The organism is Methylobacterium sp. JK268, assembly GCF_054052225.1.
Map to the genome: position 1 here is coordinate 24,192 of NZ_JBSVZN010000039.1, position 16,717 is coordinate 40,908.

Annotated in this window: 15 protein-coding genes; 14 read left to right on the forward strand and 1 reads right to left on the reverse strand. The window is 72.8% G+C overall.

The genetic code is table 11. The features are described 5' to 3' along the window. Window positions 1-48 precede the first annotated feature (48 nt). The 14 genes from ACW9J6_RS29865 (at window position 49) to ACW9J6_RS29930 (ending at window position 16,492) form a co-directional block, all read left to right on the forward strand. On the forward strand, window positions 49-1,071 hold the full coding sequence (locus tag ACW9J6_RS29865) for a hypothetical protein (RefSeq protein WP_457119987.1): 1,023 nt from the start codon (window positions 49-51) through the stop codon (window positions 1,069-1,071). Window positions 1,072-1,073: 2 nt separating this feature from the next. Beyond that, window positions 1,074-2,696: a hypothetical protein gene (locus ACW9J6_RS29870; RefSeq protein WP_457119988.1), complete on the forward strand. Its 1,623-nt coding sequence runs from the start codon at window positions 1,074-1,076 to the stop codon at window positions 2,694-2,696. A 1-nt stretch (window position 2,697) separates the two neighbouring features. Further along, a complete protein-coding gene (locus ACW9J6_RS29875; RefSeq protein ID WP_457119989.1) occupies window positions 2,698-3,141 on the forward strand; it encodes a hypothetical protein in 444 nt (147 codons plus the stop codon). A 550-nt stretch (window positions 3,142-3,691) separates the two neighbouring features. Continuing rightward, window positions 3,692-4,792 (forward strand): N4-gp56 family major capsid protein, encoded by a 1,101-nt coding sequence (locus ACW9J6_RS29880; protein WP_457119990.1) that lies wholly within the window; start codon window positions 3,692-3,694, stop codon window positions 4,790-4,792. A 92-nt stretch (window positions 4,793-4,884) separates the two neighbouring features. Continuing rightward, window positions 4,885-5,307 (forward strand): hypothetical protein, encoded by a 423-nt coding sequence (locus ACW9J6_RS29885; protein ID WP_457119991.1) that lies wholly within the window; start codon window positions 4,885-4,887, stop codon window positions 5,305-5,307. Window positions 5,308-5,406: 99 nt separating this feature from the next. Beyond that, the gene (locus ACW9J6_RS29890; protein ID WP_457119992.1) at window positions 5,407-6,048 is read left to right on the forward strand and encodes a phage adaptor protein; all 642 of its coding nucleotides are present in this window, start codon (window positions 5,407-5,409) and stop codon (window positions 6,046-6,048) included. 18 nt (window positions 6,049-6,066) lie between these two features. Continuing rightward, window positions 6,067-6,723 (forward strand): phage adaptor protein, encoded by a 657-nt coding sequence (locus tag ACW9J6_RS29895; RefSeq protein WP_457119993.1) that lies wholly within the window; start codon window positions 6,067-6,069, stop codon window positions 6,721-6,723. Between the two features lie 8 nt (window positions 6,724-6,731). Continuing rightward, a complete protein-coding gene (locus ACW9J6_RS29900) occupies window positions 6,732-8,207 on the forward strand; it encodes a hypothetical protein (RefSeq protein ID WP_457119994.1) in 1,476 nt (491 codons plus the stop codon). Beyond that, window positions 8,204-8,503, forward strand: a complete 300-nt coding sequence (locus tag ACW9J6_RS29905; RefSeq protein WP_457119995.1) for a hypothetical protein — start codon at window positions 8,204-8,206, stop codon at window positions 8,501-8,503. Before ACW9J6_RS29900 ends, ACW9J6_RS29905 begins: the two co-directional genes overlap by 4 nt. Next, window positions 8,503-8,925 (forward strand): hypothetical protein, encoded by a 423-nt coding sequence (locus ACW9J6_RS29910; RefSeq protein WP_457119996.1) that lies wholly within the window; start codon window positions 8,503-8,505, stop codon window positions 8,923-8,925. The genes ACW9J6_RS29905 and ACW9J6_RS29910 overlap by 1 nt, the downstream gene beginning before the upstream one ends. Beyond that, window positions 8,925-10,265: a hypothetical protein gene (locus ACW9J6_RS29915; RefSeq protein WP_457119997.1), complete on the forward strand. Its 1,341-nt coding sequence runs from the start codon at window positions 8,925-8,927 to the stop codon at window positions 10,263-10,265. Before ACW9J6_RS29910 ends, ACW9J6_RS29915 begins: the two co-directional genes overlap by 1 nt. Before the next feature lie 6 nt (window positions 10,266-10,271). Continuing rightward, a complete protein-coding gene (locus ACW9J6_RS29920; protein WP_457119998.1) occupies window positions 10,272-11,438 on the forward strand; it encodes a hypothetical protein in 1,167 nt (388 codons plus the stop codon). 19 nt (window positions 11,439-11,457) lie between these two features. Further along, window positions 11,458-13,158 carry a hypothetical protein gene (locus tag ACW9J6_RS29925; RefSeq protein WP_457119999.1) on the forward strand — a complete coding sequence of 567 codons (1,701 nt, stop codon included), beginning with the start codon at window positions 11,458-11,460 and terminating at the stop codon, window positions 13,156-13,158. A gap of 1 nt (window position 13,159) precedes the next feature. Further along, window positions 13,160-16,492, forward strand: a complete 3,333-nt coding sequence (locus ACW9J6_RS29930) for a hypothetical protein (RefSeq protein WP_457120000.1) — start codon at window positions 13,160-13,162, stop codon at window positions 16,490-16,492. Here the strand turns inward: ACW9J6_RS29930 and ACW9J6_RS29935 are convergent. Beyond that, a complete protein-coding gene (locus ACW9J6_RS29935) occupies window positions 16,454-16,678 on the reverse strand; it encodes a hypothetical protein (RefSeq protein ID WP_457120001.1) in 225 nt (74 codons plus the stop codon). The genes ACW9J6_RS29930 and ACW9J6_RS29935 overlap by 39 nt on opposite strands. Window positions 16,679-16,717 lie beyond the last annotated feature (39 nt).

A 16,717-nucleotide genomic window follows, 5' to 3' on the forward strand; every position in this document is an offset into this window, starting at 1 on the left:
CGGCGCGTCAGTCCGGCCTTCGTCCCTTCACGTCACGAGGACACACCCATGACCGACACCGATCTGGTCTCGGCCGACGACTGGTCGGCCGAGGACGAAGCCGCGTTTGCCGCGATGGCGCAGGGCGAGGCCTCGGCGGCCGAGCCGCCCGCGGCGGAGGCCGGCGGCACGGCGCCCGCGCCCGAGGCCGCGACGACCGCCCCCGCGGCGCCCGCGCTGCCCGACGACCACGTCGTCGACCCGGATGCGGACAACGTCGACGACCAGGAGGTCAACAAGGGCAAGTTCGTCCGGCACGGCGCCTTTCACAAGGAGCGCGAGGCCCGCAAGGCGCTGCAGGCCGAGAACGCGCAGATGCGCGACCACCTCGCCCGGGCCGACGAGCGGCTGCGGCTGCTGACGGCGGCGATGCAAGGTCGGCCGGCCGGTACGGCCCCGGCGGCGCCCGAGGCCGCTCCCGCCGCGACGGTGCCGAACCCCGAGGAGGACATCTTCGGGTACGCCAAGCACCTGGAACAGCAGATCCAGGAACTCCGCAGCGGCCAGCAGAAGACCGCGGAGACCCTCCAGGCCGAGCGCCAGCACGAGACGACGGTCCGGAGCTACCAGGCCGATGCCGCCCGCTTCGCACAGAGCGAGCCGGCCTTCGGCGCCGCCTACCAGTTCCTCGTCGAAAACCGCGCGCAGGAGCTGGCGCTCAACGGCCTATCGCCGGCCGAGATCTCGAAGGCGATCCAGGCGGACGAGTTCGCCCTCGCGCAGTCCTGCCTCGCCGCGGGCGTGTCGCCCTCCGAGCGGCTGTTCCAGATGGCGCGCCTGCGCGGGTTCTCCCCGAAGGCGCCGGAGCCCGCGGCCGCGCCGCCCGCGGCCCCGGCCGAGACCGCCGCCGAGCGCCAGGCGCGCGTCGAGGCCGGCGCCCAGACCGCGGGCCGGAGCCTGTCGGCCGCGGGCGGCGCGCCGGCGGTCGAGATGACGCTCGATCGCCTGCTCGCGATGTCGGATGCCGACTTCGAGGCCTACTGCGCGAAGAACCCCAAGCGGGTCGATGTGCTCCTCGGGAAGGCGGCCTGACCATGCACCACCTCTCGCGCGCGGCCGGGCTCCTGCTCGGCCTCCTCCTCGCGTCGGGCGCGCAGGCCCGGGCGCCGATGGAGACGAACCAGCTGGTCGACGACAGCGGCACGCCGATCGGCACGACCGCGAACCCGCTCTTCACGGCATTCGGCAGCAGCGCCCTCACGGTGAATCAGGGCGCGCCGGGCCCGGCATGGCCGGTCCTCGTCGGGCAGTTCAACACCAGCCTCCCGACGCTCGCGAGCGGCGCGACGGGCTACCTCGCGGTCGACAACGCGGGCCGGCTCCTGCTCGCACCGGCCTCGTCCGTCGCGGTCTCGAACTTCCCGGCGACGCAGGCCGTGACCGGGACCGTGAACCTGGGGGCGGGCAGCGCGGCCATCGGCACCGTCGGGGTCACCTCGCTCCCGAGTCTCCCGGCCGGCGCGAACGCCATCGGGTCGGTCTCGGTCAGCAACCTCCCGGCGACGCAGGCGGTGTCCTGGTCGGGCCAGAGCGTCGGCCTGACCGGCGCCCTGCCGGCCGGCAGCAACACGATCGGATCGGTCAATGTCCTGGGCGGGAATACAACGGCCCTGAAGACGGACGGCAGCGCGACGGTGCAGCCCATCACCGCGACGGCGCTGCCCTTGCCGTCCGGTGCGGCGATCGCGGCCAAGCAGCCCGCGATCGGCACGGCGGGCGCCCCCTCTACGGACGTCCTGACCGTCCAGGGTGCCGCGTCCATGACGGCGCTCAAGGTGGACGGCTCCGGCGTGACGCAGCCCGTCAGCGGCACGGTCGGCGTCTCGAACTTCCCGGCAAGCCAAGCCGTCACCAACGCGGGTACGTTCGCGGTCCAGAACACGGCGGCGGTGGTCGGCGGCAACGCGGTGGCGGTCAAGGTCGACGGCTCGGCGACGACGCAGCCCATCACCGCCGCGTCCCTGCCGCTTCCGAGCGGTGCCGCGACCTCCTCCAATCAGGCGTCGGAGATTGCGGCCCTCGGAGCGACCTCGGACGCGGCCTATGCCGGGTCGGGCACCGCCTCGATCATCGCGGCGCTCAAGGGCGTCTACGCGGCGACGCTCGCGCCGCTCGCGGCCGGCAGCAACACCATCGGCTCGATCGCCAACATCTCGGGCACCGTCAGCCTGCCGACCAATGCGGCCACCCTCACCGCGCAGACGGCGGTGCAGAGCGCGCCCGGCACCTCGGCGTCCACCGCGCAGGGCGTCCAGGGCGTGACGGGCGGCGTGCCGGTGACCGTCGCCGCGGCGTCGGGCGTCACGCGCTCCCGCCTCTCCTGCACGCTCCCGGCCTACGCGTCGGGCGGCAACATCGTGTGCACCAACGAGGCCGGCAGCCAGACCACGACGGCGTGCGCGGCCAACACCGCCTGCCTCGTGAGCGCTGCGAACGCGGCCCGGAAGACGGCGGCGGCGACGGTGCGGACAGCGGGCGTGACCTGCGACCTCGGCTACACCTCGACCGTGGCGCCGGGCAACGCGTCCGGGATCGACGGGCCGGGCGCGACCACGGGCGCGCAGGGCGGATCCGTGACCGAGACGCCGGCCCACACCGGCACCTATTACGCCGCGTGCGGGGCCGCCGCGACGCTCGTCTTCGTGCAGGGGCAGTGACATGCGGCTGATCCGACTTTTCGCGCTCCTCGCCGCGTGGCCGGCCTGCGCGACGGCGCAGGAGCTGCGGTCTCCTCCCGGGCAGCCGTTCGGGCGCGTGCAGTCCTGGAGCCCGGCCGACGGGTCGGGCGCCGGCCTGACGCTGACCGTCCAGGATGCGACCTACGTCCGGCGCGGGCGGACCTGCACCGTCACGTTCGCGATCACCTACCCGGCCACGTCGGCGAGCAACGGCGCCGTTCTCAACAACCTCCCCTGCGCACCGGCCAGCGGAACATCAAGCCGCTTCGGTGGGGCCGCCAGCTATACCGACGCGGGCTTCGTGCCTTTTCTTCTCCTCTCCGGGTCGGCGGTGCAGATCTACAACATGAACGGTGGCGGCGTCTCCGTTTCCACTCTGAGCGGCAAGAGCGTCCGCGCCTCGCTGGTCTTCGAGACCGACTGATCCGGGCCTCGCCGCAGGTCGCACCCGCGGCGAGTTCGCCCTTGACCCGACGGGCGATCCGCGGGACATCACCAGCGTCCCGAGACGCACGCCCGGAGCCCCACGGCTGCCGGGCGTTTGCATGTCCGGCCACGCCGACGGCTTCGGGGTCGGCACCCATTGCACGATAGCTCAGGGCAGAGCGGCCGGCGGCGAGATGCCCTCTGGGGCCGGCCGGCGACATAGCGCGGATCCGGCTGACCACCGGGCGAGCGCAATCCCCCGGTTGGTCACCGGGTGGGTGACGGCGGCTCGAACCCGCCTCGTGCAGCCAGTTTCGACCGGATGCCGCGCAGACCGCGCCCTCATGGGCCGCCCGCGCGCGTCCGCGTCGCTCCGCCCGGTCCCCGTCACGGACCCGCTCGGCCACGTCACCGCCTTCGCCTGAGCCCCGTCAGCGGCTCCCGCCCACACCCGTCCCCACGGTCACCAGGGGGCTTGGGTTCCGTCCGCCGCGCGACGTGACGCCCGGCAAGAGACCCCTCCCCACATCCCCCTGAAGGACATTCCCATGTCTTCCACGACCTATGGGCTGAACGACGCCCTGGCGGTGAAGCTGTGGTCGCGCAAGCTCGCCGTCGAGGCCAACCGGGCGACCGACATCGCCCCGCTCTTCGGCGAGAGCGACGGCAGCGTGATCCAGATCAAGACCGAGACCCAGAAGGGCGCCGGCGACAAGGTCACGTTCGGCCTGCGCATGCAGCTGTCCGGCAACGGCTTCACCTCGTCCGACCGCGCCGAGGGCAACGGCGAGCAGCTGTCGACCAACTCCGACGCGGTCTCCATCGAGGAGCTCGGCAACGTCGTCGGCGTCCGCTCGAAGAACACGATCGACCAGCAGCGCGTGCCCTTCGACCTGCGCGAGCAGGCCAAGAGCGGGCTGTCCGACTGGTTCAAGCTGCGCACCTCGGTGACGTTCTTTAACCACGTCTGCGGCAACACCGCCGCCAACAACCCCGCGGTCGACGGCTCGGGCGGCGTGAAGTTCACGGGCAACAACGTCGTGACCGCCTCCACCCGGGTGATCCGGCCGAACGCCCGCGCCAACGACGGCGCGCTCGTCACCGGCGACATCTTCTCGCTCGACCTCCTCGACGCGGCCGTCGAGGTCGCCAAGACCGGCGGCAACGCCGGCGACGTGATGATGCGCCCGATCGAGATCGACGGGATGAAGGTGTGGCTCTGCTACCTGCATTCGACGCAGGTGACGCAGCTGCGCCGCAACACCGGGACGGGCCAGTGGCTCGATATCCAGAAGGCGGCGATGACCGGTGGTGAGGTCACCAAGAACCCGATCTTCACCGGCGCGCTCGGCATGTACAACAACGTCGTGCTGCGCGAGTCCCAGCAGGTCACCCGCGGCGTCTCGGCCGACGGCACCTCCTCGGTCGCCAACACCCGCCGCGCGGTGCTGATGGGCGCCCAGGCCGCGACCTGCGCCTTCGGGAAGGCCGGCGGCCCGACCACCTACCGGTGGAACGAGGAGATGTACGACCACAAGCGCGAGCTTGAGGTCTCGGCCTGGACGATCTGGGGTCTCAAGAAGACGACCTACAACGGGCGCGACTTCGCCTCGATCGTGATCCCGACCTTCGCGGCCAACGCCGCGTAGGCGATCCCGCTCTCCACCCGCTGAACCCGGCCGCAGCGCCTCCGCGGCGCCGCGGCCGCTCGCCCATGCCCTGATCCTCCGGAGGGTCCACCATGCCCACCAACACCGCTCCGACCAAGCCCCCGGTCCGGAGCCTGCCGACGCAGCAGGTCCACTACCTGCGCAAGACCGTGACCTTCGCCGACGCCAACCTCGGCACCGGCGTGCCCTTCAAGAACGCGATGCCGGTCGGCGCCATCATCACGGGCCTGCTCGTCGTCGTGGAGCAGGCCTTCAACGCCGGCACCACGAACGTGCTCACCGTCGGGTCCGCCCCGGGCGGCAGCGATCTCGCCACCGGCAGCGACACCGGGGCCGGCACGGTCGGCGCGAAGCAGCCGACCACGGCCTCCGCGCTCGGGCGGCTCACGGCCGACACGGTGCCGTACGTGACTTTCACGTCGACGGGCGCGGCGCCGACCGCGGGCGTCGCGGACATCGTCATCAGCTACGTGCCGCAGGGCTCCGAAGTCTGATGCGTCCCTCGCTGTGGCTGCACCTCGCGGCCACGGAACTCGACCTGGCGGCGGAGCCCTGCGCCCCGCCGCCCCCGCCCGCCCCGGAGCCCGTCCCCGATGCCGACCCCCCAGGGAGCCCCGACCCTCGGCGACCTCGTCGCGGAGATCGAGGACGACATCGCGCGGGCCGACCTCAACGCGCAGGTGCGCACCGCGATCGTCCGCGCCATCCGGCATCACCAGAGTGAGCGGTTCGGCTTCAACGAGCGGGTGCTGACCTTCCAGGCGGTCCAGGGCGTCGACACCTACGGCGCCGGCGATCTGCCCGACATCGCGACCCTGCTCGCCATCGACACGCTCGTCGTCGTGCAGAGCGATCAGGTCTGGGCCCTGCAGCGGCGCCCCGAGAGGGCGATCGAGAGCGTGCAGCAGGCCAATTTCCAGGGCTGGCCCTGCTTCTACTCCTACCTCGACCGGTCCATCCGGATCGACCCGGTGCCGGACGCCACCTACACGCTGCGCCTCACCGGCCACGTGCGGATCCCGCCTCCGGGTGCCGATGACGAGACGAGCCCGTGGGTGGACGAGGCCGGCACGCTGATCGCGGCCTGGGCCAAGCGTCACCTGGCGCTCAACGCGCTGCGCGACCCCCAGATGGCGGCGATGCAGCAGACCGCCGCCGCCGAGGCGCTCACCGAACTGCGGGGCCGCGCCAACCGCGCCGCCTCGTCCGGCGTGATCCGCGCCCACGACCTCTAGACCGCCCGGAGACCTGCCGTGTCGCTCCCTTCGATCACCGATTATTCCAGTCTCGTCACCAACCTGTCGGACTACCTGGCCCGCAACGACCTCGAAGACTATTACCCGACGTTCATCGAGCTCGCCGAGAAGCGCCTGAACTCGGCGCTCAAGGCGCTGGGCATGCAGAGCACGAACGCCCTGGCGCCGGGAGCGGACGGCAACTGCGCGCTGCCGACCGATTACGTCGAGTGGGTCTCCGTGGTGTGGACCCCGAGCAGCGGAGGGCGGTCGCTCGGCCTGCGCTACGCGGAGCCGAACGCGCCGGAGGTGACCAACCGATTCCGCCCGAACGGGCCGCCGCAGTTCTACACCATCGCGGGCGGCAAGCTGCAGCCGCAGCCGCCGCGGGCCGGTTCCTACGCCCTCACGTACTACCAGCGCATCCCGCCGCTGACCGCCGCGGCCACCACGAACTGGCTCATCGGCACCGCCCCGCAGGTCTACCTCTACGCGGTGCTGGCGGAGGCCTACGCGTTCCAGAAGGACGAGGAGAAGGCGTCGCTCTGGACCAAGGCCGCGGAGGAGCGCCTTGCGCAGTTCATGGCCGAGTCCTCCTCCGGCAAGGTCGGGCGGCGCGCCGAGCGTGACGCCGAACAGGCGGCCGAAATGGTGGCGGCCAAGGCCATCAGCTGAGGCGGCCCGTGGCGTCGGTCCCTCTGCCGGCCTACGCGCCCGACATCGCGTCGCTCGACGCGGCCTCGGCCGCGATCGCGCTCAACGTGGTGCCGCGCGCGGACGGCTACGGCCCGGTCCTGGGGCCGGCCCCGCTCTCGGCGCCGCTGCCCGACGACTGCCGCGGCTTCGTCGCGGTGGTGTCGCCGCGGTTCGGCACCTGGACGTATTTCGCGGGCACCCGGACGCGGCTCTACCGCTACAACACCACCACCACGGGCTGGGACGACGTCTCCGGCCGTAGCGGCGGCCTGCCCGACGGCGACGTCTGGCAGTTCGCGCTCTACGGCTCGCGGCTGGTGGCGCTGCACCTCGGGATCCCGCCCCAGGTGATGGACATCGACAAGGACCATGGCTTCCGGGACCTCGGGGGCGGCCCGCCGCGGGCGCGCACGGTCGGCATCGTCGGCGAGTTCCTGGTGCTGGCCGGGCTCTACGGCGCCCCGAACGCGATCCAGTGGAGCGACCTCGGAAACCCGGAATTCTGGACGCCGGGCCTGCGCACGGCGGGCCACACCGCGGACGGGCAGCAATTCCCCGACGGGGGCGCCGTGACCGGCTTCTCGGGTGGCGAGTTCGGCGTCGTGTTCCAGGAGCGGGCGATCCGGCGGCTCACCTTCTCGCCGGGGAGCCCGGAGGTCTTCGACACCTCGATCGTCGAGGAGGCCCGCGGCTGCGTCGCACCTTGGGCGCTGGTCAAGGTCGGGCCGCGCACCTTCTTCCTCGACCAGGACGGCTTCTACGAGTTCACGGGCGGCGTCTCGGCCCCGATCGGGGCAGAGCGGGTCAACCGCACCTTCCTGGCGGCGGTCGACCCGAACCGGAAATCCTCGACGCTCGCGGTGCGGGACGTTTATGGGCCACGGGTCTTCTTCCTGTACCGCACCGCTGGCGCGGATCGGGCCCGCAAGTCCCTCCTCGATGCGGCGCTCTGCTACGACTGGCAGCTTGACCGGTGGAGCGCGCTCGCGCTCCCGGTGCTCGCCGGCATGGCGACCGCGACGCCGCCCGCCTCGCTCGACGCGCTCACCGGCTCGATCGACGCCATGACGATCTCCTTCGACGATCCGTCGTATGCCGGCGGCATCCCGGCGCTCGGGTTCATGGGGTCCGACAACCGGCTGTCGCTGCTGACCGGCCCGCCCCTCGAAGCCACCGTCACCACCGCGGACACGATGCTGGCCCGCCCGAATCGCGCCTTCGCGCGCGGTGTCCGGCTTGATAGCGACGCCGAGGACTGGCGGGCCGCGGTGGCGACGCGCGAGACCCTTCAGCGCTCCGCCGCACCGGCCTGGAAGCCCGAGACCGCGCCGACGGTGGAGCGGTTCGCACCCTGCCGCGCGTCCGGGCGCTACCACCGCATCAAGGTGCGGATCCCGGCCGGCACGGACTGGACCTACGCCAAGGCGGTCGAGATCGACGCCACCGCGGAGGGGATGCGGTGATCCTGCCGGGCCTCGGCGAGACGAGCCTGCGCCGGATCGTCCAGGCGATCCGCGACATGGGCACGGGCGGCACCAACGCGCTCGCGAACGGCCCGGTCGACCTCGCGGCCGGCGACCGCACCGTGGTGGGGGACGCCCGCTGCGGCCCCGACAGCGTCCCGGTGGTGGTGCCGCTCGACGCCGCTGCGGCGGCGGCGCAGGTCTACGTCATGGCCACCGCGGCCGGCAGCTTCACGCTCGGCCATCTGCCCGGGGCGGGAGGGCGCCGGGTCACCTACGAGCTGCGGCGCCCCTGATGCGCCTCTCGGCGGTGGCGGCGCCCGACGTGCCGGGCGTGTGGCCGCGCGTCCGGCCCTGGCTCGCGGCGGCCTGTGCGCGGCCGGGCTGCGATCTCGCCCCGGCCGATCTCCTCTCCGCGATCCTGGCGCGGCGCGCACTCCTGGTGCTGATCGGTCCGGCCGAGGGCGAGCCGGTCGCGGCCGGGGTCAGCCAGGTCCGCGAGGCGCCCGACGGCGGGCGCACCGCCTGGGTGCTCGCGGTCGGCGGCGCCGGCGCGCGGGCGTGGCGGCACACGCTCGCCCTCCTCGAGGACGGCGCCCGAGCCAAGGGCTGCGCACGGCTCGAATTCGTCGGCCGCCCGGGCTGGCGGCGGCTCCTGCCGGACTACACCGCCGCGCCCTGCGAGGCGGGCACCCACTACAGCAAGGATCTGCTCTGATGGGCGGCGGCACCAAGACGGTCACCACCAACACGTCGCAGAAGACGGACCCCTGGGCTCCGGCACAGCCGGCGCTTCAGGGCATCCTGAGCGCGGCGACGAACGCCTACACCTCGGGGGCCGGCCAGGGGGTCTACACCGGCCAGCGCGTCGCGGGCCTCGGCGACACGACACAGGCCGGCCTCAGCGCGATGGCGTCGGGGGCGAGCCAGGGCACCGGCGTCGCGAACGGGGCGAACAGCTACGTCACCGGGCTCCTCGGCAGCGGCGGATCGACAGCCGGCACGCAGGGCGCGGCAAGCGCCTACCAGAGCATCGGCCGCGTCGACACCTCGCCGACCGCGGGGCTGCTCGGGCAGATCGCCGACCCCAACGGCACGGGTGCGCAGACCGCCGCGAAGCTCGCCTCGGGGGGCTATAACCTCGACACCGCGGGCGGCTACCAGGGCCTCCTTGGCGGGCTGTCGGGCCAGAGCCAGACGCAGAAGAGCCTCCAGGACGTCGCGGACGGGAAGTACCTCTCGGGCTCGAACCCCTACCTCGCCGACATCGTCCAGCGCTCCGGCGATCTCGCGGCCTCGAAGGTCGCGCAGTCGTTCGCGGCCTCGGGCCGGTACGGCTCGGGGATGTTCTCGAATGCGGCAGCCGACGCGGTCTCGGCGAACGCGAACAACCTCCTGTCCCAGGAATACGACGCGGAGCGCACCCGGCAGGCGCAGGCCGCGCAGGCGATCGACAGCGCGTCCAACACCCGCACGAGCCTCGCGCAGGGGCTGCTGGGCTCGATCGGCAGCACGGAAGCCCAGAACGCGGCGCTCGCCGCGCAGGGAGCGCAGCTGGGCCAGGCGCAGACCGGGCAGGCGCTCACGGCGGCGAGCCAGCTGGCCGGGCAGCAGGCCACGAACGCGGGCCTCGACGCCACCGCGGCCTCGGGCCTCGCCGGAATAGCCTCGGGCGACCGCGCGGCAGCGCTCGCCGGCGTCGGGGCGGGCTCGACCGTGCAGGGCCTCCTCACCAACCCGGGCCAGACGCTCACGCAGGTCGGCGGCATGCAGGACGCGGCGCGCCAGGACCAGATCAACGCCGACATGACGCAGTTCTCGCAGCAGAACAACGCGCCCTGGCAGGGCCTCGGGCTCTACTCCAGCGTCGTCGACCCGATCGCCGGCATGGGCTCGTCCTCGGTCGGCACCAGCGTGCAGCAGGTGCCGCAGCCGAGCCTGTTCCAGCAGGCGCTGGGCGGCCTGACCTCGGGCATCGGCCTGCTCGGCAAGACCGGGGCCTTCCCGAGCGCCGGCTCGGCCGGCGGCGCAGGTTGGCTCTCGGCATTGTTCGCCTGACGCCCGATGTCCTCCTCCCCCTTCGGCTGGCGCGGCCCGGCCCTCGACGAGTTCGGGCGGCCGCTCGATCCCGACGCGCCCGGCAACCCCGTGGCACAGGGGCCGGCGGCCGCCTCCGTGCTCGGCCAGACCTGGCCCGCCCGCCTCGCCCAGAGCGTGGCGTCGGCCGTGACGGCGCCATACCGCGCCTACACGGGCGACCTGCCGGTGTACGACCCGATGACGGGGCACACGACCGATCAGGCGATCGACGCGGCGAACGACATGGCGGGGCTCGCGATGACCGGAGGCCTCGGCGCGGGCGTGCGCAAAGAGGCGGGCGAGGCCGTTCTCGGTGCGGGGCCGATCCTGACGCACGCGGACGATCCGCTGGCGGCCCTCATGGCCGGGCTCGACACGGCGCCTACTCCGGCGATTGCCGCGGCGCCGGTCGGCCGAGGCGCGGCCGGTCGCCTCGATCCGGCGGCGCCGCAGTGGGATCTCTACCACGGCACCAGCGCGCCGGACTTCGCTCGCTTCGATCCGACCGTCCCCGGCGCGCGGGGCGGCGGCATGCCCAGCGAGCGCGGCACCTTGTTCTTCTCGCCTTCGCCCGACGAGGCCGGGGGCTACGCGTTCGGGGATGGCGCCCGCACGATCCGGGCGACGGTCGACCCGGGCCGCTCGGCCGTGTTCGACCTCCCCGCGCTCATGCGGGACGATCCGAGCTTCGTCGCGCAGGCCCGGGAGACCTTCCTGAGGGACAATGGCGGGAAGCGCCCGGCGGCCCTCGGCAAGATGTTCGATGACCACCTCGCCCGGGTGCAGCAGGCCCACGACGAGGCGGACCGGATCAACGCACAGATGGCCGCGCTCGGGGCTTCCCCGACCGCGCAGCCGAGCGTCGCCTTCGGGTATGGCGCGTCTGGCGCCGCGATCCAGCGGGCCCGCGAGCAGGGTCTCGACACGGCCATTCTGCGCGGCCTTGGGGAAAGCGCGGGCGGCGACCAGATCGCCGTCCTGACCCCGGGCCGGGTGCGCTCCTATTACGACCCGTCGCAACTCCTCTACGGGGCTGTCCCGGCGGCGGCCGGCCTCGCCGCGGCGGCAGGTTCGGGCGGTGATGCGAAAGCCGCCCCCGCCGCTCCCCAGCCCTTCGGGCTTCTCCCCTACTTCGCCGCGCGAGGCCGCTGACATGGTCGCAGGATTGGGCTTGCTGTCCCCGAGCTACGGCGGCCTCTCCGCGGAGGATCTGCTGCGGCGCCAGAAGGGCATGCCGCAGGCAATCCCGCTGCAGGACCCGGTGTCCGGGCTGCTCCAGGATCCGACCGCCTCGGGAGTCTCGCCGAGCGTGCTGGCGTTCGGCCAGCTGCCGGCGCCGCAGGCGGACGCGGCCCCCGCGCCGTCACCCGCGCCCGCACCGTCCCTGCCGTCGATGACCCGCGAACCGCCGCCGCTGTCGCTGCGCGTGCCGCCCGGGCCGACGGCGGCCGCGAGCCTGCCGGCACAGCCCGCGGGGGCGAAGCCCGCTCCCGGCGCTGACGATGAGGAGGATCGGGCGCCCGCGAGCGCGCCGCTGCCCCCTGCACGCCCGGCCGAGTTCGGCGGCGCGCCCGGCGCCCAGCCCACCGACATCCGCCCGCCAGTCGCAGGCGGCCCGGCCTCGCCCGCGGCGAGCGGTGGCGGCTGGAACGGCCTCCTCTCCGGCCTCGGGGCCAACAGCGACCTCCTCATCGGCATCGGCGCCGGCCTGATGAGCAAGCACGGGTTCGGTGCCGGGCTCGCGGCGGGTATTCAGAACGGAGTGACCCTGCAGAACACCAGCGCGGCGCAGGGCCTTGCTCGGGCCAAGCAGGCCGTCGAACTGACGAAGCTCGGTCAAGAGCAGAAGAATATCTCCGCCAATGCCAACTTTGTGAAGAACAAGATCCCGGGCGTTCCCGACGACGTTGCGTCCTCTCTCGGCGCGAATACGACGTTCATGAATGAACTGTTCAAGGGGCTGGTGCCGCCGCAGGAACTCTACAAGCAGTTCACGGATAAGGACGGGAACGTCTGGAGCCAGAACCAGCGCACCGGACAGGCGACGGTCGCGCTCAAGGCGGACGAAGACAAAACCCAGACCCCGCTCCTCACTCCGGAGGACCGCGCCGCGGCCGGCATCAGGCCCGACGACAAGCGTGCCGCGTGGAAGGACGCCAACGACAAGGTCACCTTCGAGCCGCAACCCCCTAGCACCACGATCAATATGCCGCCCGTCGAGAGAGCGGAGCAGGCCAAGATCGGAGAGTCCCGTGCCAGCGTCATCAACACCCACATCCAGAAGGGGGACGCCGCCGAGCAGCGCATTCAGACGCTCGACCAGATGCGCGCGGCTCTTGACGCGGCCGGCCCCAACCTGACCACGGGTCCGCTCGGAGAGGGAGTGCTGCGCGCAAAGCAGGCGCTCGGCGGAGCGCTCGGCACGACGCTGCCAGGCACGTCCGCGACCGAGATGTTCAACAACATGGGACCGATCCTGGCCGGCGAGGCGGCGCGCGCCATCACGGCACGACCTGCGCAGATCGAGTTCACGACAAACCTGAACGCCAAGCCCGGCCTGATGAACAGCCCAGAGGGCAACCGGGCGATGATGGATGTGATGCGTCAGCGCGCCGTCATCGACAAGGATCTGTCGGACATCGCGGCCCGGGCACCCGACACAGATACGTTCCTCAAACAGAGGGACACTTACCTTACGGAACACCAGATGATTAACCCCTTCACGGGGCAGCCCTTCGGCAGCGCGTCCGCACCACCTCCGCAGCCGAACGACCCGCTCGCCTCGGCGCGCGACGCCATCGCGCGCGGTGCCGACCGCAAGCAGGTGATCCAGCGACTGCTCCGGAACAAGATCGACCCTCGGGGGCTGTGACGTGGCGGATCTCACCTTCGATGACCTGATCCCGACCCCGAAGAAGGCGCCGGCGGTCTCCTTCGACGACTTGATCCCCGATCAAGCGGCGACCCGGGACGGTGCAACGGTTCAGCCGGCCAGGGTGACCGTGGTGGAGCCCAGCCGCACTTCCCCATCGCCCGGCGTCGAGGCGGCGTCGACTGGAGATGGTTCGGCCGCGGTCGGGCGCGGGATCGTCAACGGCGTGCCCGTCGTCGGCCCCTACCTGCTGGGCGGCCTCAACCGCGTGGCGGCCGGTGTCCGCGCGCTGAAGAATGACACACGGTTCTCCGACGAGCTCGCGAACGTCGAGCGCTTTGGGGAACGGACGGCAGCCGAGCACCCCGTCGCCTCGACCGCCGGCGAGCTCGGCGGCGGAGTGCTCGGCACGCTGCCCGCGGTGGCGGCGGCACCGGCAGCGTTCGGGATCGGAGCTGGTGGTCTCGCGGCCCGCTCGGCGGCGTCAGCGCTGACCGGCGCGGCGATCGGCGGTGCGGACGCGGCAGTGCGAAGCGATGGAGACCCTGGCGCGACAAAGACCAGCGCCGCTATCGGTGGCGCGCTCGGCGCGGTCTCTCCCGGAATCGGCAGCCTCGTCGGTCGAATGGTTGGCGCCCGCGCGGCCAACCGTAGCGGGCAGGCTCTCGTGCACGAGGCGCTCGACGGCGTGTCCGAGGAGGACCTCGCCGCGGCGCAGCGCCTGATGGAGCAGTCCCGCGCACTCCCAGAGAACGGCGTCGGTCTCACCCTCGACGAGGCGCTCGGCCGCGTCACGGACGGCCGCACGGGGCGCCTGTCGCAGGTCGCACGGGTGGTCGCCAACTCCGGCGGCGAGGGCGGCCGGATCATGAACGACTTCTATGCCGCGCGCCCCGGCGAGGTGGAGAGGGCCGGACGCGCAGCGTTCGACGCGATCACGCCACCCATCGAGGCGCCTTCGACGCTCGGGCCGGATGTCCAGGTCGCGGCCCGGTCGGGCGTCGCGGAGACGCCAGAGGGACAGGCGCTCGCGGCCGCGCAGGCGGCGGCCGGGCCCCGCACGACGCCGCTCCAGGCCGGCTCGATCGTGCAGCCCGAGTTGCGGGGCTTGGTCGACCGTCTGGAGCAGGCGCGCGACCGCCAAGCGGCCGTCGACTATTCGGCGGCCCGGGCTGCGCCCGACCGGGTCGGGATCGACCGCACGGTGAGCGTCGAGCGGCCGGGCGAGCCGATCGTCACGCCCTCCCAGGGCCCGCCCTCCTTCACGCCGGAGGCGCCGGCGCCCGCGGAGGCCTTCGCCGCGGCTGCGCCCGCGGCGCAGGGCCCCCAACCGGGCGAGACGCTGGCCCGCTACATCGCCCGCAACGGCGGCATCGCGCCGACCCCGGACCTGATCGCGGCCGGGCTGCACGAGTTCACGGTGCCCGGCGCCGGCCGGGTCGTGCGCGAGGGCGGCAAGCCGCTCGACGGCTTCTGGCGCCAGGATCTCCGGGATGCCGGGTACTACCGGCCGGATGCGGACGGCTACGCCACCTCCGACATCACGAACGACCTCATCCGCTCGCTGCAGAACGAGCAGCGCGGCGGCGCGCAGGTCGGGCGCCGCCCGGTGAACCAGCAGGCCGCTCCCCAGGCGCAGACGGCGGGCGCGGCCCGCGACGAGTTCGAGAACGCGCTGGGCCTCGCGCAGGCGCGGGCGGCGGCGGACCTGCAGTCGGTCGGGGTCGACCCAAACAGCCTGCATCCCGCCGTCCGGGACCGCGTCGTCGGCGCGCTGATGCGGGGCGAGCACCACAACGGCGCCGACGCGCTTGAGGCGGTGGTGCGCGGGATGCGCGAGCCGCCCGCTCCGACGATCACACCGACCACCGTGACGGAACAGGTCTCCGCACCGCGGTTCGGGCAGGTCAACCCGCAGCCCGCGCTCGACGCGCTGGATGCCCAGCTGCGCACCGCGAAGGGCGATGTCCGCTCCGCCCTCCAGGGCACGCGGCGGGACGCCTTCGAGGGCACGCCCGACCCGGCGAGCGGCGAGCGCGGACTCGACCTCACCGTCGAGGGGAACCTGCACTGGCGGGAACGCCTCGATCAGGCCCTCGCTCAGGCGGTGAGGGACGGCGACGGCACGAAGGTGCGCGATCTCCAGATCGTGCGCTCGGCCCTCGACGACCAGCTGAAGGCGGTACCGGAGGTCGCGACCGCGGACGCGAATTTCGCGGCGAACTCGCGCCCGCTCGAACCCTTCCGGGGCAACACCCCGCTCGGCCGAGTCGTCCAGCGCGACGACCTCACCGGGCGCACGGCGACCCCGGCCGAACAGGTGCCGGGCCTGCTGTCGAGCCCGAGCGCGGCCCGCGAGTTCGCGGCGATCGCCCCGCCCGCCGCGCGGGACGCGATGTCCCGGCGGCTCACGACGCAGATCCTCGACGGCGTGACTGACCCGCAGGGCATGGTCGATGCCGGCCGCTTGCGTGGGGCGATGCGCGAGCACGAGGATGTGCTCGGCGCCTTCCCGGATGCCGCACAGCGCCTCGGCGCGGTGGCGGCCGCCCGTGAGGGGCTCTCTCGGGTCGAGGCGACGCCGCTGGGTCGGCTCGCCACGCAGACGCAGACCGGTCGAGACGCGATCCGGGTTCTGTTCCCAACCAATCCCGACCCGCATTCGGCGCAGGAGGTGGCGCAGGCGGTCTCGGCGCTCGCTCGCCAGAACCCTCAGGTCGCGCGGCACCTCGTGCGCCAGCACGTCGAGAGCGTCTTCAACGAGGCAACCCAGAGCCTGAAGGGCGGCCCCGCGCAGTACGGCGGCGCAGGTTTCGCGTCCGCCGTGCGGGGCAACCCGCAGCAGGCTCAGAATCTCGAGGCGGCCGTGCGCGCGCTGCCGAACGGGGATGTGGCCTGGGGTGGTCTCGATAAGCTCCTGACCACCCTCGAAGCGACGGGCTACAGGCCACAGAAGGGCTCGGACACCTATTTCAATCGGGTGATCGGCGAGCGCCTGAAGGAGGGCCATGGCCCGATCGGCAAGGCCGTGACCGATGTTGCGACGGGCGCGGCGGCCGGCGCTAGCGTCGGCGGTCTGACCGGCGCGCTTGGTGGCGCCGTCGTCGGTGCTCGCCGGGCGGCAGGTGACCTGATGACCCGGGCGCGCATGCTCGGCAGCACGGAAGGGATCGCCCGCATCCTCACGGATCCGGCTGCCCTGCCGGATCTTCGAGCCCTCGCTCGCGCACCAGCCGGGAGCAAGAACGCTGAGCTCTTCGCGACGCGGCTCCTCACCCTCGCCAACGAGGGCACGTCAGCCCTGAGAGCGCCCCGCGCGGCGTCGGCGCGCTGAGTCGCGCAGGACGTAGACGAGGCCGGCGACCCACAGGGCGATCATTGCTCCGGTGACGACGGACCCGCCAAAGGTTGCGTCCAGCCAGCCGATCGTTCCCGGGACCGTCCGCCGAAGCACCAATGCGATCGCCTCCATGATCGCGAGGAACAGCACGAGCGCGAGAATGCGGCGTGGCCAGGACATGATTGTACTCTATCCCGTCGCTAGCTGTGGACCAAAATC

Bases quoted from the DNA above. Each gene is read 5' to 3' on its own strand.
- ACW9J6_RS29865 (WP_457119987.1), top strand. From the start codon at position 49: ATGACCGACACCGATCTGGTCTCGGCCGACGACTGGTCGGCCGAGGAC.
- ACW9J6_RS29870 (WP_457119988.1), top strand. From the start codon at position 1,074: ATGCACCACCTCTCGCGCGCGGCCGGGCTCCTGCTCGGCCTCCTCCTC.
- ACW9J6_RS29875 (WP_457119989.1), top strand. From the start codon at position 2,698: ATGCGGCTGATCCGACTTTTCGCGCTCCTCGCCGCGTGGCCGGCCTGC.
- ACW9J6_RS29880 (WP_457119990.1), top strand. From the start codon at position 3,692: ATGTCTTCCACGACCTATGGGCTGAACGACGCCCTGGCGGTGAAGCTG.
- ACW9J6_RS29885 (WP_457119991.1), top strand. From the start codon at position 4,885: ATGCCCACCAACACCGCTCCGACCAAGCCCCCGGTCCGGAGCCTGCCG.
- ACW9J6_RS29890 (WP_457119992.1), top strand. From the start codon at position 5,407: ATGCCGACCCCCCAGGGAGCCCCGACCCTCGGCGACCTCGTCGCGGAG.
- ACW9J6_RS29910 (WP_457119996.1), top strand. From the start codon at position 8,503: ATGCGCCTCTCGGCGGTGGCGGCGCCCGACGTGCCGGGCGTGTGGCCG.
- ACW9J6_RS29915 (WP_457119997.1), top strand. From the start codon at position 8,925: ATGGGCGGCGGCACCAAGACGGTCACCACCAACACGTCGCAGAAGACG.
- ACW9J6_RS29920 (WP_457119998.1), top strand. From the start codon at position 10,272: ATGTCCTCCTCCCCCTTCGGCTGGCGCGGCCCGGCCCTCGACGAGTTC.
- ACW9J6_RS29935 (WP_457120001.1), bottom strand. From the start codon at position 16,678: ATGTCCTGGCCACGCCGCATTCTCGCGCTCGTGCTGTTCCTCGCGATC.